This window comes from Clostridium sp. HCS.1 (genome assembly GCF_047900555.1).
Taxonomy (GTDB): Bacteria; Bacillota; Clostridia; order Clostridiales; family Clostridiaceae; genus Clostridium.
Window position 1 is genome coordinate 1,027,454 of the sequence record NZ_CP170704.1, and the last position, 23,282, is coordinate 1,050,735.

Annotated in this window: 26 protein-coding genes; 22 read left to right on the forward strand and 4 right to left on the reverse strand. The window is 27.3% G+C overall.

Translation table 11 applies throughout. From position 1 onward, the window contains the following. The first annotated feature begins 21 nt into the window (after positions 1 to 21). The 4 genes from ACFYH6_RS04815 (at position 22) to sdaAA (ending at position 4,127) form a co-directional block, all read left to right on the forward strand. On the forward strand, positions 22 to 1,686 hold the full coding sequence (locus ACFYH6_RS04815) for a nucleoside kinase (protein ID WP_416180319.1): 1,665 nt from the start codon (positions 22 to 24) through the stop codon (positions 1,684 to 1,686). A 162-nt stretch (positions 1,687 to 1,848) separates the two neighbouring features. Further along, the gene (locus tag ACFYH6_RS04820) at positions 1,849 to 2,493 is read left to right on the forward strand and encodes a hypothetical protein (RefSeq protein WP_416180320.1); all 645 of its coding nucleotides are present in this window, start codon (positions 1,849 to 1,851) and stop codon (positions 2,491 to 2,493) included. Between the two features lie 70 nt (positions 2,494 to 2,563). Next, positions 2,564 to 3,244, forward strand: a complete 681-nt coding sequence (gene sdaAB, locus ACFYH6_RS04825; RefSeq protein ID WP_416180321.1) for an L-serine ammonia-lyase, iron-sulfur-dependent subunit beta — start codon at positions 2,564 to 2,566, stop codon at positions 3,242 to 3,244. After that, complete coding sequence (gene sdaAA / locus ACFYH6_RS04830; RefSeq protein ID WP_416180322.1) at positions 3,234 to 4,127, forward strand: L-serine ammonia-lyase, iron-sulfur-dependent, subunit alpha; 894 nt, start codon at positions 3,234 to 3,236, stop codon at positions 4,125 to 4,127. The genes sdaAB and sdaAA overlap by 11 nt, the downstream gene beginning before the upstream one ends. Before the next feature lie 677 nt (positions 4,128 to 4,804). Here the strand turns inward: sdaAA and ACFYH6_RS04835 are convergent. Both ACFYH6_RS04835 and ACFYH6_RS04840 read right to left on the reverse strand, forming a co-directional pair. Continuing rightward, positions 4,805 to 5,713, reverse strand: coding sequence for a phosphotransferase enzyme family protein (locus ACFYH6_RS04835; protein ID WP_416180323.1), 909 nt, complete (start codon positions 5,711 to 5,713; stop codon positions 4,805 to 4,807). Positions 5,714 to 6,181: 468 nt separating this feature from the next. After that, a complete protein-coding gene (locus tag ACFYH6_RS04840; protein WP_416180324.1) occupies positions 6,182 to 6,568 on the reverse strand; it encodes a winged helix-turn-helix transcriptional regulator in 387 nt (128 codons plus the stop codon). A 165-nt stretch (positions 6,569 to 6,733) separates the two neighbouring features. Between ACFYH6_RS04840 and ACFYH6_RS04845 the strand changes: the two genes are divergently transcribed. From ACFYH6_RS04845 to yedF, 12 genes are all read left to right on the forward strand, one after another. Then, positions 6,734 to 7,339 (forward strand): FMN-dependent NADH-azoreductase, encoded by a 606-nt coding sequence (locus ACFYH6_RS04845; RefSeq protein ID WP_416180325.1) that lies wholly within the window; start codon positions 6,734 to 6,736, stop codon positions 7,337 to 7,339. A gap of 90 nt (positions 7,340 to 7,429) precedes the next feature. Further along, on the forward strand, positions 7,430 to 7,588 hold the full coding sequence (locus ACFYH6_RS04850) for a DUF1540 domain-containing protein (protein WP_316342532.1): 159 nt from the start codon (positions 7,430 to 7,432) through the stop codon (positions 7,586 to 7,588). A gap of 336 nt (positions 7,589 to 7,924) precedes the next feature. Then, the gene (locus ACFYH6_RS04855) at positions 7,925 to 9,055 is read left to right on the forward strand and encodes a mechanosensitive ion channel family protein (protein WP_416180326.1); all 1,131 of its coding nucleotides are present in this window, start codon (positions 7,925 to 7,927) and stop codon (positions 9,053 to 9,055) included. A 725-nt stretch (positions 9,056 to 9,780) separates the two neighbouring features. Beyond that, entirely contained in the window at positions 9,781 to 10,629 is an 849-nt protein-coding gene (locus ACFYH6_RS04860; protein WP_416180557.1) for a tyrosine-type recombinase/integrase, read from the forward strand. A 4-nt stretch (positions 10,630 to 10,633) separates the two neighbouring features. Continuing rightward, a complete protein-coding gene (locus ACFYH6_RS04865) occupies positions 10,634 to 11,788 on the forward strand; it encodes an IS91 family transposase (RefSeq protein WP_416180556.1) in 1,155 nt (384 codons plus the stop codon). Positions 11,789 to 12,122: 334 nt separating this feature from the next. Continuing rightward, positions 12,123 to 12,497, forward strand: a complete 375-nt coding sequence (locus ACFYH6_RS04870; RefSeq protein WP_416180540.1) for a hypothetical protein — start codon at positions 12,123 to 12,125, stop codon at positions 12,495 to 12,497. 68 nt (positions 12,498 to 12,565) lie between these two features. Further along, positions 12,566 to 12,979, forward strand: a complete 414-nt coding sequence (locus ACFYH6_RS04875; protein WP_416180541.1) for a hypothetical protein — start codon at positions 12,566 to 12,568, stop codon at positions 12,977 to 12,979. 214 nt (positions 12,980 to 13,193) lie between these two features. After that, a complete protein-coding gene (selD, locus tag ACFYH6_RS04880) occupies positions 13,194 to 14,252 on the forward strand; it encodes a selenide, water dikinase SelD (protein ID WP_416180542.1) in 1,059 nt (352 codons plus the stop codon). Between the two features lie 10 nt (positions 14,253 to 14,262). Beyond that, positions 14,263 to 15,000, forward strand: coding sequence for a selenium cofactor biosynthesis protein YqeC (yqeC, locus tag ACFYH6_RS04885; protein ID WP_416180543.1), 738 nt, complete (start codon positions 14,263 to 14,265; stop codon positions 14,998 to 15,000). Between the two features lie 5 nt (positions 15,001 to 15,005). Further along, the gene (yqeB, locus tag ACFYH6_RS04890; protein WP_416180544.1) at positions 15,006 to 15,824 is read left to right on the forward strand and encodes a selenium-dependent molybdenum cofactor biosynthesis protein YqeB; all 819 of its coding nucleotides are present in this window, start codon (positions 15,006 to 15,008) and stop codon (positions 15,822 to 15,824) included. Positions 15,825 to 15,837: 13 nt separating this feature from the next. Next, the gene (locus ACFYH6_RS04895; protein ID WP_416180545.1) at positions 15,838 to 16,647 is read left to right on the forward strand and encodes an XdhC family protein; all 810 of its coding nucleotides are present in this window, start codon (positions 15,838 to 15,840) and stop codon (positions 16,645 to 16,647) included. 28 nt (positions 16,648 to 16,675) lie between these two features. Next, positions 16,676 to 17,284 carry a sulfurtransferase-like selenium metabolism protein YedF gene (yedF, locus tag ACFYH6_RS04900; protein WP_316342521.1) on the forward strand — a complete coding sequence of 203 codons (609 nt, stop codon included), beginning with the start codon at positions 16,676 to 16,678 and terminating at the stop codon, positions 17,282 to 17,284. Positions 17,285 to 17,354: 70 nt separating this feature from the next. On the opposite strand, the gene ACFYH6_RS04905 is transcribed toward yedF, so the two are convergent. Both ACFYH6_RS04905 and ACFYH6_RS04910 read right to left on the reverse strand, forming a co-directional pair. After that, positions 17,355 to 17,993 carry a hypothetical protein gene (locus tag ACFYH6_RS04905; protein ID WP_416180546.1) on the reverse strand — a complete coding sequence of 213 codons (639 nt, stop codon included), beginning with the start codon at positions 17,991 to 17,993 and terminating at the stop codon, positions 17,355 to 17,357. A gap of 218 nt (positions 17,994 to 18,211) precedes the next feature. Next, complete coding sequence (locus tag ACFYH6_RS04910; RefSeq protein WP_416180547.1) at positions 18,212 to 18,772, reverse strand: NUDIX hydrolase; 561 nt, start codon at positions 18,770 to 18,772, stop codon at positions 18,212 to 18,214. Between the two features lie 172 nt (positions 18,773 to 18,944). Between ACFYH6_RS04910 and ACFYH6_RS04915 the strand changes: the two genes are divergently transcribed. From ACFYH6_RS04915 to ACFYH6_RS04940, 6 genes are all read left to right on the forward strand, one after another. After that, positions 18,945 to 19,784, forward strand: a complete 840-nt coding sequence (locus ACFYH6_RS04915) for a hydroxyethylthiazole kinase (RefSeq protein WP_416180548.1) — start codon at positions 18,945 to 18,947, stop codon at positions 19,782 to 19,784. Positions 19,785 to 19,965: 181 nt separating this feature from the next. Further along, on the forward strand, positions 19,966 to 20,292 hold the full coding sequence (locus tag ACFYH6_RS04920; protein WP_316345662.1) for a transposase: 327 nt from the start codon (positions 19,966 to 19,968) through the stop codon (positions 20,290 to 20,292). Between the two features lie 11 nt (positions 20,293 to 20,303). Then, entirely contained in the window at positions 20,304 to 21,161 is an 858-nt protein-coding gene (locus ACFYH6_RS04925) for an IS3 family transposase (RefSeq protein WP_416246479.1), read from the forward strand. Between the two features lie 226 nt (positions 21,162 to 21,387). Next, on the forward strand, positions 21,388 to 22,053 hold the full coding sequence (locus ACFYH6_RS04930; protein ID WP_416179026.1) for a Type 1 glutamine amidotransferase-like domain-containing protein: 666 nt from the start codon (positions 21,388 to 21,390) through the stop codon (positions 22,051 to 22,053). A gap of 50 nt (positions 22,054 to 22,103) precedes the next feature. Next, the gene (locus ACFYH6_RS04935; RefSeq protein ID WP_416179025.1) at positions 22,104 to 22,802 is read left to right on the forward strand and encodes a hypothetical protein; all 699 of its coding nucleotides are present in this window, start codon (positions 22,104 to 22,106) and stop codon (positions 22,800 to 22,802) included. A 97-nt stretch (positions 22,803 to 22,899) separates the two neighbouring features. Continuing rightward, entirely contained in the window at positions 22,900 to 23,253 is a 354-nt protein-coding gene (locus ACFYH6_RS04940; RefSeq protein ID WP_416179024.1) for a TIGR04076 family protein, read from the forward strand. The last annotated feature ends 29 nt before the right edge of the window (positions 23,254 to 23,282 follow it).

Genomic DNA, 23,282 nt, shown 5'->3' on the forward strand with positions numbered 1-23,282 from the left:
AAGGGTATTACGGAGGTAAACATGAGCAAAATCAAAATAAACTATATGGAAAAGCAATATGAAATAGATAAGGGAATTACCTATAAAGAATTTTTAAATGATATCTTAAAAATTAATCCTTATGATATTGCCTTATGTAGATTAAATGGAGAATACTATGAGCTTTTTAAACCTATAGCAGAGGATGGAAGCATAGAACTTGTACATTTTTGTGATGTAAAAAGTTCAATAGGATATAAAATATATAATAGAACATTAAATTTTATTTTTATTAAAGCAGCTTTAGATTTATTTCCTAATTCAGCTATAACTATAGAACATAGCATAGGAGAAGGAGTGTTTGGAGAAATTCATAAGGAAGAAGCTTTAAATGAAGAGGATTTAAAAAGAATTAAAGAAAGAATGTTAGAACTTATAAATAGAGATATTCCTATTCATAAAATTAAAAAGAAGAGAGAAGAAGCTATAGAAATATTTAAAGGATATGGAATGGAAGATAAGGTATCTTTACTTAAGCATGTCTCTTTTGAAAATGTAAGTTTATATGAATTAGATGGTAGATATGATTATTTCTATGGGCAAATGGCATTTTCTACAGGAGTAATAAAAGCTTTTGATTTAATATATTATGATCCAGGTTTTATATTAATGTCTCCAAAGAGAGAAGATTTAGAGGTGGTTCCAGAGTTTAAAGAAAATAGAAAGCTTTCTCAAATTTTTATGGAAAGTGAAAAATGGTTAAATATTATTGGTGTTGGTGAAGTTGGTTCTTTAAATGATAAAGTAGAAAATCATGAACTTAGAGACTTAATTATGGTATCTGAAGCACTTCATGAAAAAAAAATAGCTCAAATTGCAGATATGATAAATGAAAGAAAAGAAACTAAGGTGGTATTAATTGCGGGACCAAGTTCTTCAGGAAAGACTACCTTTGCAAATAGATTATCTATACAATTAAGAGTAAACGGATATATTCCAATTCCTATATCATTAGATGACTATTTTGTAGATAGAGAGCATACACCTAAGGATGAAAATGGTGAATATGATTTTGAAAGTATCTATTCATTAGATTTAGAGTTATTTAATTCTCATTTAAGTAGTTTATTAAAAGGTGAAGAAGTAGAAATTCCAAGCTTTAATTTTAAACTAGGAGAAAGAGAATGGTTAGGGAAAAAGCTTAAACTACCTAACAATGGAATAATTTTAATTGAAGGAATCCATGGTTTAAATCCAATGTTAACAGAATCAATTTTAGATAAGCAAAAGTTTAAGATATATATATCAGCTTTAACACAATTGAATCTTGATAATCATAATAGAATTGCAACTACTGATATAAGAAGAGTGAGAAGAATAGTAAGAGATTATTTATCAAGAGGATATGGTGCAGAAGAAACTTTAAAAATGTGGCCATCCATTAGAAGAGGAGAAGGGAAAAATATTTTTATTTTCCAAGAGGAAGCAGATGTTATGTTTAATTCAACTTTAGTTTATGAGTTATGTGTATTAAAGAAATATGCTTTAGAAGAATTAGAGAAGATACAACCTGATAGTAAAGTTTATTTACTAGCAAGTCGTCTTAAGGCATTTTTAGGATTCTTTAAGGAAATAGATAAGGATTTAGTTCCTACTAACAGTATTTTAAGAGAATTTATTGGTGGCAGTGATTTTTATAAATACTAAAAATAAATAAAGTTTAAACAATGAAGCTACTATTTAGAAATTAATTTTTATAAATAGTAGCTTTTTATTTTATTAGTAATAATAACTAATTGGGAATTAAATACAAATATGTTAAAATAAAAGTGCAAATAAAATAATTAAAAAATAGTAAATGGAGAATTTATGATTTTAAAAGATGATTATCATAAGGATATTATACTTTTAGATGAAGAAAAATTAGTTTACAAAAGAAAATTTAAAAAAATAACTATAAACCGAGAAGAAATAAGAAGCGTTTTTTATGATGAATATATACTTGGAGTTTTAACTTATAGTGGGAAAGTTTATTCATTGAATATAGTAGCTTTATTATTTAGTGAAAGAAATAAATTAGAAGCTTTACGGTTAGAACTTAGTAAAGAAGAAATATTGTTTGATTATATTAATTCAAGAGGAAATTTTAGTACTTTATTATATGTTTGTTTTTTACCTAGTATTATTAATAATATTTCAAGGCAAAAAAGTAGTACTAAAATAGTTTTATTAATAATTTTATCAATAGTTATTATAGCATCATTTATTTATGCAAATAGGTTATTATCAAGTTGTGTATATAATATTAGTACAAATCAACTAGAAATTATTAAATATAAAAATACTATTAAGTATAAAAAAGAGGAAATAGATAAAATTAATCTTATAAAGTCAAATGATAATATAACTATTATTGAATTTGAAAAGAATAGAAAAAAATATAATATGTATTTTAGAAAAAGTCCTTATTTAATTAAAATATACAATACAAGCTTAATTAAACTTTTTAAATAATATAGATATTTTATAAATATCCTTATATAATGGGGGTATTAAAATTAATTTATACTAAAGGAGAAAAATCATGAGTAACATGGGTGTTTTTGATATATTAGGCCCAATTATGATTGGGCCTTCATCATCACATACTGCAGGGGCTGCAAGATTGGGAAAAGTAGCCAGAACTATAGCTGGTGATGAAGTAGTGGAAGTTACATTTTTATTACATGGATCTTTCGGGAAAACCTATAAGGGTCATGGAACAGATAGAGCCTTAGTTGCTGGAATAATGGGAATGGAGCCTTCAGATGAAAGGCTTAGAGATTCTCTTGAAATTGCAAAGGAAAAAGGAATAAAGATTACTTTTAAAGATGTAGATTTAGGAGATTATCACCCTAATACAGTTAAATTTTTAATGAAGCTTAAGAATGGAAAGGAATCCGAAGTTATAGGTTCATCTATTGGTGGAGGGAATATAGAAATAGTTGAGATTAACGGAAATGAAGTTAAGTTTACTGGAACATATTCTACTATAATAACTTCTCATAAGGATATCCCAGGAACTGTAGCTAAGGTTACTAATATTTTATATGATAGCGATGTTAATATAGCCTTCTTAACTTTAGGCAGAAGTCAAAAAGGGAAAAATGCAACTATGACTTTTGAAGTAGATAGCAAGATATCTAATGATTTAATTGAAGAAATTAAAAAAGTAGAAGGAATAGAAAAAGTTATACTTATTAACAAAATAGAGGATGGTGAGTAGTTTGGACATAGCAAGATCCGGAGAAGAGCTTATTAAAATATGTGAAGAAAACTCTATTTCTTTAAGTGAATATGCTATTAGAAGAGAAATGGAAGATAGAGAAGTATCAAGAGAAGAAGTTTTAAAGAAAATGCATAAAACATTAGAAGCCATGAGAAGTGGAGCAACAGAAGCAAGAGAAAAGGAAGTTTATTCTGTTAGTGGGCTTATAGGTGGAGATGCATATAAGCTTCAACAATATTTAAAAAAGGGAAAAACATTAACTGGAGAGACTATGGTTTTAGCTATGGCAATGGCTTTATCATCTTCAGAAGTTAATGCATCTATGGGGAGAATAGTAGCTTGTCCAACAGCTGGCTCCTGTGGAATACTTCCAGCAGTAATATTAACAGCTGGGGAAAAACTTGAAAAAACTGATGATGAATTAGTAATGGCTTTATTTGCATCAGCAGCAGTAGGTATGATAATCGGAAGAAATGCTACCTTTGCAGGAGCAGAAGGTGGATGTCAAGCAGAATGTGGTTCTGCAGCAGCAATGGCATCAGCAGCAGTTGTTGAAATGATGGGTGGAACACCTAAAATGTCTTTAGATGCAGGGGCAATAGTATTTAAAAATATATTAGGACTTGTATGTGATCCAGTAGCTGGTTTAGTTGAGATTCCATGTGCAAAAAGAAATTCATCAGGAGCCATAAGTGCATTATGCACAGCAGATTTAGTTATGGCAGGAGTGGAATCTAAAATACCTTTTGATGATGCCTTATCTGCGATGTATAAGGTAGGAAAAAGCTTACCACCTACATTAAGAGAAACAGCTCTTGGAGGAGTTGCAGTAACAAAAGCTGGCTTAGAACTTAGAAAAAAAGTCTTTGGAGACAACTAGTTTTAAGTAATAGATAAGAGCTAATAAATGAATAAGTAATAGGCAAGGTAGGTCTACTTCAGAAACATAGAGCATAAAATTATAAAGAATATGTTACATACTTGTATAATATACTAAATTGAAAAGCCCAGCAAAATTTGCTAGGCTTTAGTTATTGATACACTAAAAATTAATTTAAACTTTTTTGATATAAGTATATAGCTTATAAAAACATAAATAAATTATATTTGAAATGAAAATTAAAAATGAATTCCATATAAATAAAATTGTAAGTAATTGAAATTCAGATTCAGTTGAATTGAAAATAAAAAATATAATTGTAAGATAAACTATGCTTATAGAAATAGATGCCAGTAGTGAATATATTATTATTTTGGGTAAAGTAAGTTTTTTAATAAAAAAACCAGTAACTAACCCTAAAATTATAGGAAGAATAAAATATAAAATAGGAACTAAATTTAAAACCCCTTCTTTATACACTAATCTAACCTCCTGATATTAATTCTTAATATAATAAGATTGTTTCCTAAAACTCTAATAATTAAATTGGAAGTTTGTCCAGTTCTATGGTGTAAATAAAATATCAATTTTCATTTCTATCTATAACACTCAATATTTTGCTCAATACTTACAAGTTTTTCCTTTAACCTACCTGTTAATGAAATCATCCAGTCTGGCTAATCATCAACACTTTCTGACAGGACATATAAAATTGTGGAATACTCCTGCAGATGCACTAATTCTCGCATGAGAGACATAGTATACCACTGATCATCCGAAAAGTTTTTAATACTTCTATATCCTTTCATAAATGAGCATACGGCTTCCTCCACCATTTTTTCAGAAACCACATCATCCATAGCGTCAAGTGCTCTGACCACGTCAAGAGCGTACCAGCATCTTATGGCATCATCAAAATCAATAACTCCGAACTTACTGGATTTCTCTTCAAACAATACATTATCAGGTTCAAAATCATAATGTATCAAGCCAAAGGTTTTATCATCCTTTACCAAGCTATTCAGACGGTTGGAAACTTTCCTGAAATGTGATTTCACTGTTTCAGGCGCTTGGTACCTTTCTAGCCGATCCTCAATTTCTGCCAGTAATTCCTCGTAGCTTCTTCGCTCTTTTGCATAAGGATATTTTTCGGACAGAAGGTGCAACTCCCCTAATGCTTTTCCGTATCCAAATGAAAGATCAAGATTTCCTTCGGTGTCTTCAAGATTTTCTCCGGGAACCGCCTCGAAGCATGATACATTATAAGTTCCCCATTCTGTGTTGATGATAGATGATAATCTACCGTCCTTCATCGGGTATGGTTTCATGGCAGGGTATCCGTTTATACAAAGCCAATCAATAAACCGAATTTCGGATTCAACATCCACATGATTTTTTTCTTCTACGGGAGATAATCTCAAAAAGCAGACATTGGACTTATCCTCAGTACAAAAGGGATAAACTGCGTTGGATGAAATTCGAAACCACTTTAACATTTCATCCACACTATCCTCATCATAGAAATAGAATTTTAGGCATTCTTTTGCCAGTTCATTATTTTCAAACAAATATTTTAATTTTAGCATGGTAACCTTTCTGCTAGCTCTTATGGCTGCGGTTTATTTCGTATTGTTATCCTCATATATCATTTTTGTTTTATCACGGCTTATTCTCTTCATGCCAATCGCCCCCTTTCATTTTTTCGTACACTGAAAAATAAGAATTTACATCTCTATAAATTCCTATTTATCAAGCAGTTTAAAAGCAAACTAACTCGTTTTATAATACAATTGCTAAGGAATTTATAATATATGTTTAATTATAACATAATTTCCATAAATTTATAGATTATTATAAATTTTAATTACTATTATAAATGGTTATTATTTTTTAATAGAAGTACTTATATTATTGTAAATTTTTAAGCATAATAAAAAAAGGCTACTGTCTCACAATTTGGACAGCACCCGTGATTTATTAATACACTAATTCTCTAATTTTTCCATTTTTTAATTCAGCTAGGCTGAATTATCTCCTAAATTCTACATTTTACATTATTCATTCTTCATTTCTTTTAAGTATTCTTCACCATAAGCATGCATAGCTTCTAAAACAGGCATGATCTTCATACCTATTTCAGTTAATCCATATTCAACTTTAGGCGGAATTACTGGATATACCTTTCTATAAATTAGGTTGTCTGATTCTAAACTTCTAAGTTGATTTGTTAGCATTTTTTGTGTAACATTAGGTAGGCTTCTTTTTATATCACCAAATCTTAATGGCCCATTTACAAGATACCAAAGTATTAGAATTTTCCATTTCCCTGAAATAAGTTTATGAACTAAAATCATTGGGCAAGTTTCATGTATATCATTATCATTATTATTGTTATTATTATTTAAATAGCAATCTTCATGTTTATCTGAAAATTTTTCCATATAATATCTCCTTATGAATAATTTAGAGTAATTGATAATTAGTATCAATTTGTATACTATGTATAAAAAAAGTGTCTACTTGTAAATTGATAAATTGTAAACTATGATTTACTTATATTATAACAAATAGGTAAACATTACAGAAGTGTTTATATGGAGGATAAAATGAATAAAGTATTATATATAAAAGCAAATATAAAGCCAGAAGGTCAATCAAGAACATTTAAAGTAGCAGATGGATTCATTGAAGAATATAAGAGATTAAATCCTGAAGATGAAGTAACAACTTTAGATTTATATAAGGAAAATATAGATTTCTTAAGAGCGGAAGACTTAGCTTCTGTTTTTGGTGAAAAAACAGAAGAAAGTAGAAATCATCCAATATTAAAGTATGCATATCAAATAGCAGAAGCTGATAAGATTGTTATAGCAACACCAATGTGGAATTTAGGTGTACCAGCTATAGTTAAGGCATATTTTGATTATGCAAGTGTTTCAGGTATAACATTTAAATATACAGCACAAGGTCCAGTAGGAACATGTAATGCTACAAAAGCTTTAATAGTTTCTGCTAGAGGCGGAGACTATTCAAGTGAAATGGGAGCACAATTTGAAATGGGAGAAAGATATTTAAGAACTATACTTTCATTCTTTGGAGTTAAAGATATTAAGAGTATAGCAGCTGAAAATCTTGATGTTATAGGAATGGATGTTGATAACATAGTTAATACTTGCATAGGTGAATGTAAGAGTATAGCACAAGAATTTTAATAAATCATAAAATTACCATTAAGTAAATAAATATCTTATGAATAGTATGTGTTTAAAAACAAATACTAACTTAGTAAGGTGGTGATTTTAATGGATAAAAATCCGAGCATAAAATGTTCAGTACAACAATGTAAGTATAATAATAACCAAGAAAAATACTGTACATTAGAAATGATTCAAGTTGGAACTCATGAACAAAATCCAACTCAAGTACAATGTACTGACTGTGATTCTTTTGAATTAAAATAACCAAAAAATTGCTGTCGCATAATACTTAATAATTATAAAGTTAATTTAAGAAATAAATTCTATGTGGAGTTTATAAAATAAATATACATTTTTAATTATGAGCTGTTGCGACAGCTCTTTTTTTATTTTTTAGGAATTTATAAAAATATTACCCCGTTAATAATTTTTTATAAATTCCTTTCCTTCAGTATTCTAGGATATAGATATTATGTTCTGGCGACTTGGAGTCTACGAGGTCGCAAAGAATATAATATCTATATCCTTTTTTATAGATAATAATATTAAATAAAATGGATAAGATATAATAAAAAACTAAAAAATTCTCTAGGAGTAAATATGGAACAAATAGAGGTTATTATTAAAGCTTTATTAAAGGTTAGTATAAGTAAATATATATTGGCAGTACTAGTTATTATAGGAGCTTTAATTATTAATAAATTTATAATAACTAGAATATTTGACTATTCAATTAGATTAGTTAAAAAGACAAAGAATTATGCTGATGATAGTTTTGTTAGGGCCTTAGAAAAACCTATTAAATTATATATAAATTTTTATAGCGTATATATTTCATTAAGAATAATAGATTTTGATGGAATAAATATTAATTCTTTTAAAAGTGATAAATTAAATAAAATATGTATAATAATAGTAATATTCTATTTTTTTTATAATCTTACTTTAGAAAACTCCTTGCTTTATAAAAGGATGAAAAAAAACAATATAGTTTTTCCATTTATATCCATAATAATAAGATTAGGAATAGTTATTATTGGAATAAGTATTATTGCAAAAGAATTTGGATTTACAGGATTTATAACTGGACTTGGAATAAGTGGTATAGCTTTTGCATTAATGGCTCAAGACGCATTTTCAAATCTTTTTGGAGGGGTAATAATAGTATTGGATAGGCCCTTTGCAATAGGAGATTGGATACAAACCTCTAATATAGAAGGAATAGTAGAAGAAATAACTTTTAGAAGTACAAAAATTAGAACCTTCTCTATGGCAGTTGCAACAATTCCAAATTCAAAACTTGCTAATGAAAATATTATAAATTGGAGTCAAAGAAAATTAAGAAGAATACATTTTAAATTTACAATAAGATTTGAAACACCTGTTGAAAAAATAAAAAGCTCTTTAGATAAAATAAAGGAATTACTAAATAATCATGAAAAGATAGATAATGAATTGATAATTGTAAGCTTTAATGAATTATCTACCTATGGTTATGGAATTTTTATATATTTTTATACTAATGAAATAGCATATGTAAAATACGAAGCTTTAAAGGAAGAAATTAATATAGAAATATTAAGGATATTAAAAGAAGAAGAAGTGGAATTAATGTTCTTAAATTTAAATTTTGGCATGGATAGTTTGCACAAAGACAATAATTGCGAAGCTACTTGTTCAGAATTAGAATCCATAAGAAATATAACTGAAGAAGAAAGGGGAAACAAGTAATGTTATCAAAGATAACATTAAATGAAAAAATGAAAGAATGAAAAAATGAAGAATTAAGGTAGTAATTTGCTCCAGATTACTACCTTAAAATTATAGTTAAGAATATTTTTTATTTGAATTTTTATAATTAATTATTTTTTTAAAAGCAGGGTATATTATTTATATTAATTATGGAATTATATTCCAATATTAATGTATAATAAGAATGTAAATTACTAGGCAATTGTATTATAATATGCAAATATATGATAAAAATTAGGGGAGATATTTTTATGTGGATTAGAACTCAAAATAAAAAAGAATTGGTTGATGTAATTAAATTTGAAATTACAGTTGAAATGGCATTTCTTTATGGAGACAAAAAAACAAAGTAATTTTATGGGGGCGATTTGCGGCAGATAGCATATTTTCTTCCTCCAATAGAGTTTTATTAGGTATGTATCCAACAATGGAAGATGCAATTACAGAAATAGATAAAATTGAAAAGTGTATATTAAATAATCCAAATGGTGTTTATACTATGAAAAGTAACGAATAATCTTAAACTATTACGAATTAATTATTTTATAGGAAGTGAGTAATAGTATTTTAGAACTAAATCGCTAAAAGCGACGGCTGGGGTTAGTGATTAAACTTAATTATATATGGAAAAAATAAGAAGTGAAGTTTCTTTCTCAAGGAAGCTTCACTTCTCACATTTTATGCACTTTTTAAGGAGTGATAAAATGTATAAAAAAATTGAAAAAATGATTAAGGATCTAGAACTTCGTGGTCGTAGCAAAGATACTATCAAAAATATGGTTTGTGCTATGAACAGATTTTCTAGATACTATAATCAAGCACCCGAAACATTGGGTGAAACAGAAATTATACAATATCTAAATTATTGCATTAATGATAGAAAATTATGCAGAGGAACTGTAAATTATATTAATAGTACTCTAAAATTCTTTTATGTCGTAACACTTGAAAGATCATGGAGTGATTTAAGAATTCCTAAACTTAGATATGATAAAACCTTACCCCAATATTTAACTAAGGAAGAGTTAAAACATTTATTGGAATCCACCACTTATTTAAAGCATAAAGTAATATTTTCAACTATGTATTCTGCCGGCTTACGCGTTAGCGAAGTTATAAACTTAAGAATCTCTGATATTATAAGTGCTGAAATGAAAATTAGAGTTAGAAATGGTAAAAGAAACAAAGAAAGATATACTTTATTATCAGAGAAAAACTTAGAGTTATTAAGGCTGTATTGGAAGAAGTTTGGATATAAAAATTACTCTCCTGATGATTACTTATTTATATCAAGACAAACAAAGAAAAAGTTAACTAGTCGTGGAGTTCAAAGTGCTATTGAAAAAGCTGTGGAAAATGCAGGGATAAGTAAAAAAGCTACTCCGCATACTTTAAGACATTCTTTCGCTACCCATCTAATGAATGATGGTGTTGATTTAGTAACTATTCAAGCATTAATGGGACATTCAAATATGAAAACAACCTCAATATATTTACATGTAAGAGATTATAAAACATTAAATATAAAGAGTCCATTAGATACATTGGAGTAGTTTCATGAATTCACTTCAACATATTATGGAATTACACGGGGAATCCTATACTAAATCAAAAAAGTTACCACCTAATATTCTAAAAGCATTATATTCTATTAAAGATTGTAGAACTGCTGCGCTTGGCGGCCATGTATATGAGTGTGATGAGTGTGGAGAAAAAAAGATTTCATATAATTCATGTAGAAACCGTCATTGTCCTAAATGTCAGGCTTATGCTAAAGAAATATGGATTTATGAAAGAAGTAAATCTTTATTGCCAACTCACTATTTTCATATTGTTTTTACTATACCAGAACAATTAAATTCTTTAACTTTATTTAATCAAAAAGAAATGTACTCTATTCTTTTTACTGCTGTTTCCGAAACTTTGCTAGAATTAGCAAAGAATAAAAAATACTTAAATGCAAATATCGGTTTTACAACTATTTTGCACACTTGGGGTCAAAACTTAATGTATCATCCACATATACACTGCATAGTTCCTGGTGGTGGATTAAGCACTGACAACAGTAAATGGATAAAATCAAAAAAGAAATTCTTTATTCCTGTGAAGGTGCTTTCAAGAAAATTTAGAGGTAAATATTTATTTTACCTAAATGAACTTTATAAAAATAATAAGCTGAAATTTCCAAGTAGTATTAAGGAATTTCAATTTAAAGAAGTCTTTAATGTATTTAAAGACAATTTATACAAAAAAGAATGGATTGTTTATAGTAAAGCACCTTTCAGTAGTGCAGAATATGTATTGCAATATTTAGGTAGATACACTCATAGAGTAGCAATATCGGATAATAGAATTATTAAAGTTGATAAAGAAAAAGTTATATTTAAGTGGAGAGATTATAGAGATAAAAATAAAGAAAAAGTAATGACCTTAAAACCAGAAGAATTTATTAGAAGATTTTCAATGCATGTATTACCTGATAGATTTATAAAAATAAGACATTATGGTATTCTAGGAAATAGAAATAAAAAACTAAAATTTAAGCGCTGCATAGAGATCTTTAGGATTAAACCAAAAGATTTTGAGAATCTATCGTCAGCGGAGCTATTTTTTAAATTAACAGGAATAAATATAGGTAAGTGTAGTAAATGTGAGAATGGAAATTTAATAAAAATAGAGAAAATCATGCCCAGAAGTACTTCCCCACCATAAATAAAAGTAAAAGTAAATAAGTACTTGATTATGGGGAGGGGGATGCTATATACTAAAATAAGATATAACCTTAATTTTCCAAATAGGAACAGCAGAATATTAAGTCAATTATATAAATTATAAATTTAAAACATGGTCGTGAATTTTTGAATCCCCATACGGGGCGGTAGCTTTTAGCGACTTCGTTCTAGTAATTGATTGCGATATTGAGATGCATATATTTAACTTTAACCAAGTTTAAACCACTTGTAAATGCTTATTTATATGCTATTTTTTTAACTCAACATCGCAATCAAGCCAACTCATATTATAAATTATAAAAGGGGTATGTATTTTGCAAGATAATAAATCACTGTTAATATCGATAGTTACACTAACATTATGTATAATGTTAAGTTCAATTTGGTTAGGATATTCAATACAAAAATCAACTAATATACAAAAACAAGACTCTGTTATTAATAGTAATGTTTTTACTATATCCCAAGTGGCTGAATATATTAGAATGACAGAGGAAGAAGTTCAAGGAATAATAGATACAGAAGAAATTGAGTTAGATACAACAGGTAGTTTTTCAGGAATTATGTTTCCATATTTTATAGTAAATGAAAAACAATATTTTTATAAAGAGAAAATAGATGAATGGTTAAAAGAAGTTTCAAATGAACATAGAGAATATGATACAAATAAAAAACATTTGTTTAAGTAACAAATGATTTTATTACACAATTTTAAATTATAAGGCAAATTAAAATTTGAGTATATAAGGAGAGATATATGAATAGAATTAAAAAAATTGGAATTACATTATTAATTTGTTGCTTAATACTTGGTATGGTTATTTTCACTTCACATACAAAGTTATATGGGAAATGGTATTTATATACTGGTAATGATATAAATACTGATTCCAATATATCAAAACAAATAAATTCAAATGATTATATAGAAATTTCAAAAGGAACTATGGAAACCTTCAGAAGTGATGGAAAAAATGGTATTTCTGAAATGAAGGTATTAGGAAGTAAAATACAGGCCGGAGATGCAGTATATAAGTATCATATAAATAAGAATGGTGAATATAAAATTTTAGTTTTAGAATTAATAGGATATGAAAATCCTCACATGAAAAAAACAGTTGAAAATGGTGAAAAGTTTATATATGTATTGGATAAAAATGTTGATTTCTAAGAATAAAACATTTCATAATTCCGATTTTAAGAGGAATTATTACCATCAGTATTAATGTAAAACAGTATTAATAGAGGAAAAAATATAATGCTAGTGTGACTTGGAGCTTGCGACGGAACAACTGCATTATATTTTTTCTATATTTTACTAAGAATAGTGTTATAATTTAAGTGTTAAGTAAATTAATGAAGGGTAATACAAATTAGGTGATAAAATGGAAAATAATAAAAAGAAACTTATGCAATTATCAACTAGATGTGGATGTGCAGGAAAATTTACTCCAGATGATTTAGCTAAAGTATTAAAACATATAGAAGTTAAAGAAGATGAAAGAGATCCTAATTTATTAGTAGGCTTTGATAAATCAGATGATGCAGGAGTATATAAAATATCAGATGATTTAGCTTTAGTGCAAACTGTAGATTTCTTTACACCAGTTTCTAATGATCCTTATACTTATGGACAAATTGCAGCAGCTAATGCTTTAAGTGATGTTTATGCCATGGGTGGAAAACCTTTAACTGCTTTAAACTTATCATGTTTTTCAGCAACTATTGGAGCAGATATACTATCAGAAATATTAAAGGGTGGAGCTGATAAAATTAGAGAAGCTGGAGCCACTATTGCAGGTGGACATACTATTACTGATGAAGAAATAAAGTATGGAGTATCTGTAACAGGAATAATAAATCCAAATAAGATTATATCTAATTCTGGTGCAAAGGTAGGAGATAAGCTTATATTAACAAAGCCTTTAGGTTCTGGAGTATTAACTACAGCACTAAAAATAGATTTTATTACAGATGAAGAATTTAAAGAAGCAGAAAAGGTAATGTCAACTTTAAATAAAATTGCATCAGAAGAAATGCAAAAGATAGGTGTAAATTCTTGTACTGATATTACTGGCTTTGGATTTATTGGACATTCTTATGAAATGGCAGCAGGAAGTGGAGTAGCTTTAGAAATAGATAGCACAAAGATTCCTGTTATGAAAAAGGTAAAAGAATTAGTTAAAGAATATTGTTTACCAAGTGGTGCATATACAAATGAAAAGCATTTTGAAAAATGGGTAAAATTTATGGATAATATTGATGATGCAACACGATTAACATTTTTTGATCCACAAACTTCTGGTGGTTTATTAATATCAGTAGAAGAAAATAAGGCAGAAGAGTTATTGAATAATATTAATAGCAGAAGTGAAATTAAAGCAGAAATTATTGGAAGAGTAATTGAAGTAAATGAAGACAATAAGCCTATAAATATAATTTAGGAGAAATTTTGTGTTGATTTATGAATTATTAGAGCTTAAAGAAAAGGATATAGTTTCAATAGTAGGTGCAGGTGGTAAAACTACACTAATGTTTCAATTAGCAAATGAATTAAAAAATCATAAGGTTTTAGTTACCACTACAACTAAAATCTATAAACCAAAGGAAGAAGAAATTAAACATTTAGCATTAAGAAAAGATGGTTATGAATACCTACAAGCTACTTATGAAAATGGAATATATGTTTATGGTAATTATGTAAATAATGAAAATAAATTAGTAGGGTTAGACTTAGAGGAGTTAAATTATTTAAAGGATAGCTTTAAGTATATTTTAATAGAATCTGATGGCTCAAAGAATAAATCTTTAAAGGCTTGGAATGAGTATGAACCAGTTATTTATGAAAATACTAATAAAACTATAGGAGTTTTGAGCTTAAATGCTTTTGGGATGACAATAAATGATGAAAATATTCATAGACTAAAAGAATTTATATATTTAACTAATAGCAAATTAAATGAAAAGGTTAGTTTTGATATATTAATAAGTATTATATTTGGTGAAAATGGGTTATTTAAAAATTCAAAGGGAGAGAGGATACTGTTTTTAAATGCAGCTGATATAGTTAATGAAAATGTCTTAAATTTATTAATTAATAAAATAATAGAGAAAAATAATGAGTTAAGACTTATAAATAAAATTATATATGGAAGTTTAAAAGATAAATATTTAGATTCTATTAAGCTGTAATAAAAATGTTAAGGTATATGAGAATGGAATATGTTGTTGTAAGAGGGGGAGGCGATATAGCCTCTGGAAGTATACAAAAGTTATATAGAAGTGGTTTTAAGTTGATAATACTAGAAGTGGATAAGCCAACAGCTATAAGAAGAAATGTAGCTTTTAGTGATGCAATTTATAATGGAGAAACATCAGTAGAAGGAATTATAGCTATAAAGGTTAATAATATAGAAGAAATAAGAGAAGCTCATAATAATGATTTTATACCAATATTAATTGATCCAGAAGGAAAAATAATAGATGAAATTAAGCCTTTAGCAGTTATAGATGCTATACTAGCAAAGAAAAATTTAGGAACAAATAAGTCTATGGCACCAATAACTATAGCTCTAGGACCAGGCTTTAATGCAGGGGTAGATGTAGATATTGTTATTGAAACCATGAGAGGACATAATTTAGGACGATTAATTTTTGAAGGATATGCTATGCCTAATACTGGAGTTCCAGGCGAAATTGGAGGTTACTCAAAGGAAAGAGTAATTTATAGTGAAGCTGATGGATTAATAAAAAATGTAAGTAAAATCGGAGATATTGTAAATAAGAATGATGTCCTAGCTTATATTGGTGAAACTGAAGTTAAATCACCTATTAGTGGGCTATTAAGAGGATTAATTAAAGATGGGACAATGGTATATAAGGGATTAAAAATAGGAGATGTAGATCCTAGACTTAAAGAAGTTGAAAATTACACAACTATATCAGATAAAGCTAGAAATATTGGTGGAGGAGTTTTAGAGGCTCTTTTGATTATGAAAAATATTAAGAATTTATGAGAGGGTAAATAAAATGGATGAGCAAATTTTATTCGAGATTTATGAGGCAATAAAAAATGGGGAAAGTGCTGCACTTGCAATACTAACTGATGATAGTGGTTCATCTCCAAGAAAAAAGGGATCTTCAATGGCTGTTTTTAGTAATGGAAGAATATTAGGTTCAGTTGGAGGAGGAAAGGTTGAATTAACTATAATAGAAAAAGCAAAGGAAGCAATAACTAAGAATGAAAGCATATCCTTTGATTATGTCTTGAATGAATCAGGACTAGGAATGGCCTGTGGTGGAGCTGTAAAGGGATATATAAAGGTCTTTACTCCTAAGAATAGACTTATTATTGTTGGAGGAGGCCATATAGGAGAAAAACTTAATAATATAGCAAAATTATTAAATTTTTATACAGTTATATTTGATGATAGATTAGAGTATAAAGATGAAGAAAGACTTAAATCAGCAGATGAACTTATAATAGGAAATATAGAAGAAAATCTTAATAGCTTTAATTTTAATAAAGAAGATTATGTTGTAATAGTAACTAGGGGACATTTAACTGATAAAGAAGCCTTAAGGTCAGTTATTAAGGCAAATACTTTCTATACAGGAATGATAGGAAGTTTAAAAAAGGTTAAAGGAATAATGAAAGATTTAATTGAAGAGGGAATTCCTGAAGAAGATTTAAGAAAAGTATATGCTCCAATGGGCTTAGATATTGCATCTAGTTTACCAGAAGAAATTGCTTTAGGGATACTTAGTGAAATTTTACTTATAAAAAACAATGGTTCCTTAAAACATAAAAATGAAGTAAAAAGAGTTTGGGATAATTAATATAAAGAATTTAAATAGAGGTGGTATTATGAATATTATTGATTGCAAAGGATTAGCTTGCCCTATGCCAGTAATAAAAACAAAAAAGTATTTTGATTTAGAAGATTCAAAAGAAGCTTTAGTAATAGTAGATAATGAAGTAGCTAAAAACAATATATTAAGACTTGCAAAAGGAATAAATTTAAATAGCAGCTTTATTGAAGAAGAAGGATTATATAAGATTCAACTTTCAAAAGGAGATATTAGTGGTGTACAAGTACCTCAAGTAACTGGAGAAGCAGTAGATAATATTTCTGTTCCTTCAGCACCAACTATATTAGTAGCTACTAATCTTTTAGGAAATGGTGATGATAGATTAGGAGAAACCTTAATGAAGGTATATATAAATACCCTAGCTGAATCAGAAATTCTTCCAGAAAACCTAATGTTTATAAATGGAGGAGTTAAACTAACTTGTACAGGTTCAGATGTATTAGATAGTTTAAATTCAATGAAGGAAAAGGGAGTAAACATAATAAGCTGTGGTGCTTGCTTAGATTTTTATAATTTAAAGGATGAGCTTAAGGTTGGAGAAATAGGAAATATGTATCAAATTATTGATTTGATGAATAGAAGTGGAAACACTATTAAGTTATAGAAAGTAAGTAAGAAGTAATAGTAAATAAGTAAGAATTAAGGAAATAAAAAACTCAGGGGCCTGAGTTTTTTTATTTATCGTTAACTAGAGCGTTTAAGCTTTCTTCAATTTTGGTAAAGGGAGTATTTTTAATATAAATGATTTTACTCACTTTATCTAATTCAAAGGAAATTTTCTTTGAAAATTCCCAAAAGCTATTTTCGATTTTAATATCTTTAATATATTTTAGATTTATTAATTCACCATCACTAAGTAAAACTTTATCACAGGAAATCCTTCCTCTACATATTATCTTTTTTATAATTGAAATAATAAATACTATTGAGAATACAATTATAAGATAAATTAATATTTTTCCAATTATATCAAAAGTATTTATAAAATCTTTGAAATTATTTATTATAACTTTTTCATTATGAAAATATTCTAGATAAAAAGCTCTACTTTTATACTGTCTTTTCATTTTTAAATATATATTAAATAGTGCAAGTAGCTCAATTAGAGAGCTTTCAACTTTTAATTTAGTATATTCACTATTAATTTCTTTTTTGTTTTTGCTCCATTTTAATGTGCTAGAAATAAGAGTATATATGAAACCTATAAGTATGATGCTAATACCAATAATAGTTAATAAATGATTTTTACTTATAAATGCCATATAAAATATAATTATATAAATTGGGATAAAGAGAAGATCTTTAAATTTCATACACAATACTCCTTGATAAATGTATTTAATATAAATATTATAATGTAAAAATGGTAATATTAATACAAATATTACCACTTAAATTGAATTTTATAATTCATTTCATAATTCTGAATGAAATGAAGAATTATTACCTTCAGTGTAGAAGGAGATAAATATTATATGACGGTGACTTGGAGCTTGTGAGGTCACAAGGAACATAATATTTATCTTCTTTTTTAGTACATTTCTTTTATCTTTTTATTGAATTTTTCGTAAAGTACTATCATATCTTCTTCAGTGGAGTATTTAGAAACCTCATCTATTGGAATCCATTTTACTCCGCTATTTTCATCTTCTTTAATAATAAGATCATCATTTTCATCTGCTTCTAAAAGATAAGCTACTGACAAGTGGAGATGTGAAGCTATGTTTTTACCTTTTTTAATATGAGCAGGTACAGGAAGTACATCTAAAGAAAATATTTTCTCATCTAAAGCCTTAATATGTTTTACTCCTGTTTCTTCCTTAGCTTCTTTAATGGCTACATATAATAAATCTTCGTCACCATCTGCATGACCACCAGTCCATGACCAAGAATTATATATGTTATGGTAAATCATAAGAACTTTAGTCTTATCTTTATTTACTATATATCCAGAGCTAGTTATGTGAGCTAATGGATTTTCTCTAGTAAGTAAATTATCAAAATTATTTATAGCATATAAAATAGCTTCTTTATCAGCAGCTTCTTGTTCAGTATATGGGGTGTATTCTTTAATTTCATCAATCCAATTCATAATAATCTCCTTTGTATTAAAATATTTAATTATCATTATATACCAATATTTATGAAATGACTATTGAGAAAAATAAGGCACATATAAAAATACTGTCGAATAATATGTATTAATACTATTTATATTGACATCAATATATTTCATATTTCAGGATGTAAGAGAGGAAACAATAATGCAAATTGGTATAAGAGCATTAGACGAGAGCTTAAACTTGCAGAGAATAAAGCAACCTCTTATACACTGTATTAATAGTTCTTCAGAAAAGTTAAAAAAAGGTATTATAAGCTATAATGGTAAGCCTATATTTGCTAATTCATTAAAAGAATATTTAGAATTAACTTCTAAAGCGAACTCCTTATTAATATATCTTGAGGATTTAAATGAAGATAAAATTGAAGCAATAGAAAAATCAATAAGAATTGCAAGAAGAAAAGGAATACCTATAGTTTTGGATATACTAGGAGCAAACATTTCTTTTACAATAAGGGAAATGGCATTAAGATTTATAAATAGATATAATATCAATGTTGTTACAGGAAGGGTTGAAGAATTTAAGGTTCTAGTATTAGAAGATAAAACTTTAATTGAAGAAAATAAGTTTAATAATAAATTAAGAGAAGATAATTCCTTTAGAATTAGTTTAAGAAAGTTTTCAAAAATGAATAATACTATTTTAGTAATTAAAAGTGATGATTATTATTTAACTGATGGATTTAGTGAATTTTTTATAAATAGAAATATAAATGAGGAAAATAAATCATTAGATGTTGAAGCTATGCTAAGTGGACTAATTTCTGTAGGTGTTGCATCTGCAAGTAGTACTGAAGAAAGGTTTATAAGCGTCTTAGTTGCTATTATGACTATGGCAGTAAGTGAAAAAAAAGCTGAACAAAAGAATTTGATTTATAGTGAAGATATAAGTTTTATGAAATACTTAGAAGATGAAATTAAAAATATAAGTGGAAATGAAATAATAAAATTATCAAAGATAGATTATTTATTCACAAGGTAGAATTGGGACATATACTATTGCTTATTCCGTCGTAAACTCCAAGTCATCGCAATAGGATATGTCCCAATTCCATGCTAAAGGAAAAAAGACACCTGGCTAGTATAATCCCCTTATGGTAGACAAATATAAAAAGACCTTTATAATTAGGTTAAATATTTGTTTACTATGGAGGGGATTTTTTATGAGTAAGGTTCAAAAAAAATATACAAAAGAAACTAAATTAAAAGCAGTTGATATGTATTTAAATAAACATATAGGAGCAAATACAATTGCAAAGGAATTAGGTTTAAGTGAAAAAAAGAGGGTTTATGATTGGGTAAAAAAATATCAAGCTGAAGGTGATAAAGCTTTCGATATTGAAAATAGAGGTAAAAAATCTAAAATTCAAGCTAATGGCTCACGGAAAGGGCGACCAAAGACTAAATTTTCATCAATAGAAGAAGAAGTTGAGTATTTAAGAATGGAGAATGAATTCCTAAAAAAATTGCAAGCTCTGATAAAAGAATAAAGCGAATTAATATCTACAAAATTATATTTTTATTATCAGAGCGATATTGTATTTCTCGCCTTTGCCTATTGGCAAAAGTAGCGCGTAGCTCCTATTATAAGTGGCTTAAACGTAAGGATATAGTTACAGAAAAGGATATCCAAGATAGAATAATTAAGAGCCATATACTAGATATACATAATAAATACAGAGGAACTTATGGAAGAAAGAGAATATGCATTTATCTTAATAATATATTAGGAATTGAAATCAATCATAAGCGTGTATATAGACTAATGAATGAAATGAATATAAAAGCTGTTATACGTAAAAAAGTATATAAGCATAAGTTTAAACCTGCATCAGTAGCGAAGAATATATTGAATAGAGACTTTGCAGCAATTAGACCGTTAACGAAGTTATGCATGGATATAACATATATTCCTCTAGATAAATCTAGTCGTCGATTTTTATATTTAAGTGCAGTAAAAGATTTATATAATAATCAAATTATTGCTTATAACATGAGTACTCGAAATGATGTAAAACTAGTTAATGATACATTAGAGCAGCTATATGATCTACAATTGAAAGAAGGATGTATATTGCATACAGATCAAGGATTTCAATATACAAGAAAAGCTTATTGCGATGATTTAAAAAGGCATTGTATTACTCAGTCCATGTCTCGTCGTGGAAACTGTTGGGATAATGCTCCTATTGAAATATTCTTCGGTCATTTAAAATCAGAATTAATATACTTAAGTAAAACACAAGGAGCGGAAAATATAATAAATGAAATCAATGAATATATTTGGTTTTATAACAATGAACGAATACAACTAAAATATGGCATGAGTCCTATTCAATATAAGTCTCATGCCGCATAAAGAGTCTTTTTCCTATTGTCTACTTGACAGGGCCAAGTTTAGGCGGTGTCTTTTTAAATTTATGTTGTTTATTCCGTTGCTTCATTTCAAGTCATCACAATATAATATCTTACTACTTTTATTAATAGGCAGATAAATATATAGAATATGAAGATTAAATATAATTTTTATGGTAAAAAATGTTATAATAATTATATATTACAAGGAAATAAAAGGAGAAAGTTTTATGGTTAATATGTTATTTAGTTTATATAATTTTCATGAAGCTTGGGCTAAGGATATAGTAGGAAAATATATAAATTCAGAGGATAAGGTTGTTATAATTCCCTTTTCTTTTGGTAATGAAATAAGTAATGATGAAGATTTTCAAAATTTATATAGTAAAAAGGGTAAATGGTATGAAGATGTTGTTAGACCCTTTAAGAGTTTTGGAATTGAAGAGGAAAATATAAAATGGGTAAATTATTTTAAAGATAGTAAAGAAAATGCTAAAGAGATAATTAAGAATAGTAATATTATATTTTTTACTGGAGGATTTCCAGAGAAAATGATGGCACGTTTAATTGAGTTTGATTTAACTAATGATATTGAAAATTTTAAAGGTGTTATTATTGGAAGCAGTGCAGGAGCTATGATTCAAATAGCAGAGTATCATATTACTCCAGATGGAGATTATAGTACTTTTTCATACAATTTAGGATTAAATATAATTAATAATTTTGGTATTGAAGTTCATTATGAAGGAACAGATGTACAAAATACACACATAAAGAAGGTACTTAAAGAGAAAAAAGAAAAAATATATGCAATTACAAATAGTGGTGGAGTAATTTCAGATAATGAAGAAATTATTATATTAGGAGATACTGAAATATTCACTAGAGATTATTAAAAATAATAGTGACTTATATAAGTGGAAACATATATAACTGGGAGGTAATAATGAAAAAGCTATCTAAGAAACAGCAAACAGTGATTTGTTATTTAGCATTAATAGTAATCTTTTTATTAATGGGAAATAGTAATAATGATCCCAGCTTATTTATAAATAAAATATTTAAACCCATTAAAGGAGATAGTTGGACAATATACTATTCTGGATTAATAATTATATTAGGAATATATTATTCTTTAAAATATCTTAATGAAGTTAAAGAAAAATCTTTTATAAAGACAAGATTCAAAAGAATTGTTGTAACTTTAATATTAATAATAGTGATTTTTCCAGCAATGTGGGGTTATTGTATTAAATTTTACAAGGGATTTTCTAAAGATTTAAATTCAATATATTTTGATAGGGAAAATAGCGTGGTAAGTTTTAATGGTAATGAAGATAAAGTAACTGTAAATGGAAATATAAATATAAAAAATTGTAGTAATTCTACACAAAAGTTTTATATAAAAATAAAGACACCATATTTAGCAAAGGATGATATAAAAAAAGACTATATAACATTAAATAAAGAAATAATAATGGATGCAAAAGAAAATAGAACCGTAACTATAGATGAAGAATTAAAATTTGACAGGATATTTAAAAATTCAGGATATAACTTAAGGGCTAATGAATATATATTGTTTAATGATATTGATGAAGCTATTTTTAAAGGAAGAGTTGAAGAATATAATGAAGAATATTAAAAAGATAAAGATAAAATGGCTTATACTAACTGGAATTATGATTTTTTTAATATGTATTAGGCAAGAATTTTTATAAATTAGAATTTGGAGGTGTATCATGAAAAAATGGTATGATGAGGAATATGAATTTAATATTGAGGTAATAGGATTTCTGAGAAGTGACCATACAGAACATTATTGCAGAAATGGTGAGGAAGTTGGAGATAAGTATACTTGTACTTATGGCTGCCCTGTAAATAAAGATGGACAAGGGATTTGTTCTAAAGTAATGATGATTATGTTTCCAATTATGGAGGCGGTTAGAAGTGGCGGAGATTTAGAGAACATCGGAGGTAATGACAAATATAGCAAGGATATTGTATGCCCAGATGGTTGTGTTATATTTAGGCTTACAGCAAAGAAGCTTGGAAATGAGAATTTTTATAAGGGAAAGTTTTTTAAACAAATTTAATGTGATTTTTAAATTAGCATTGGTTAGAT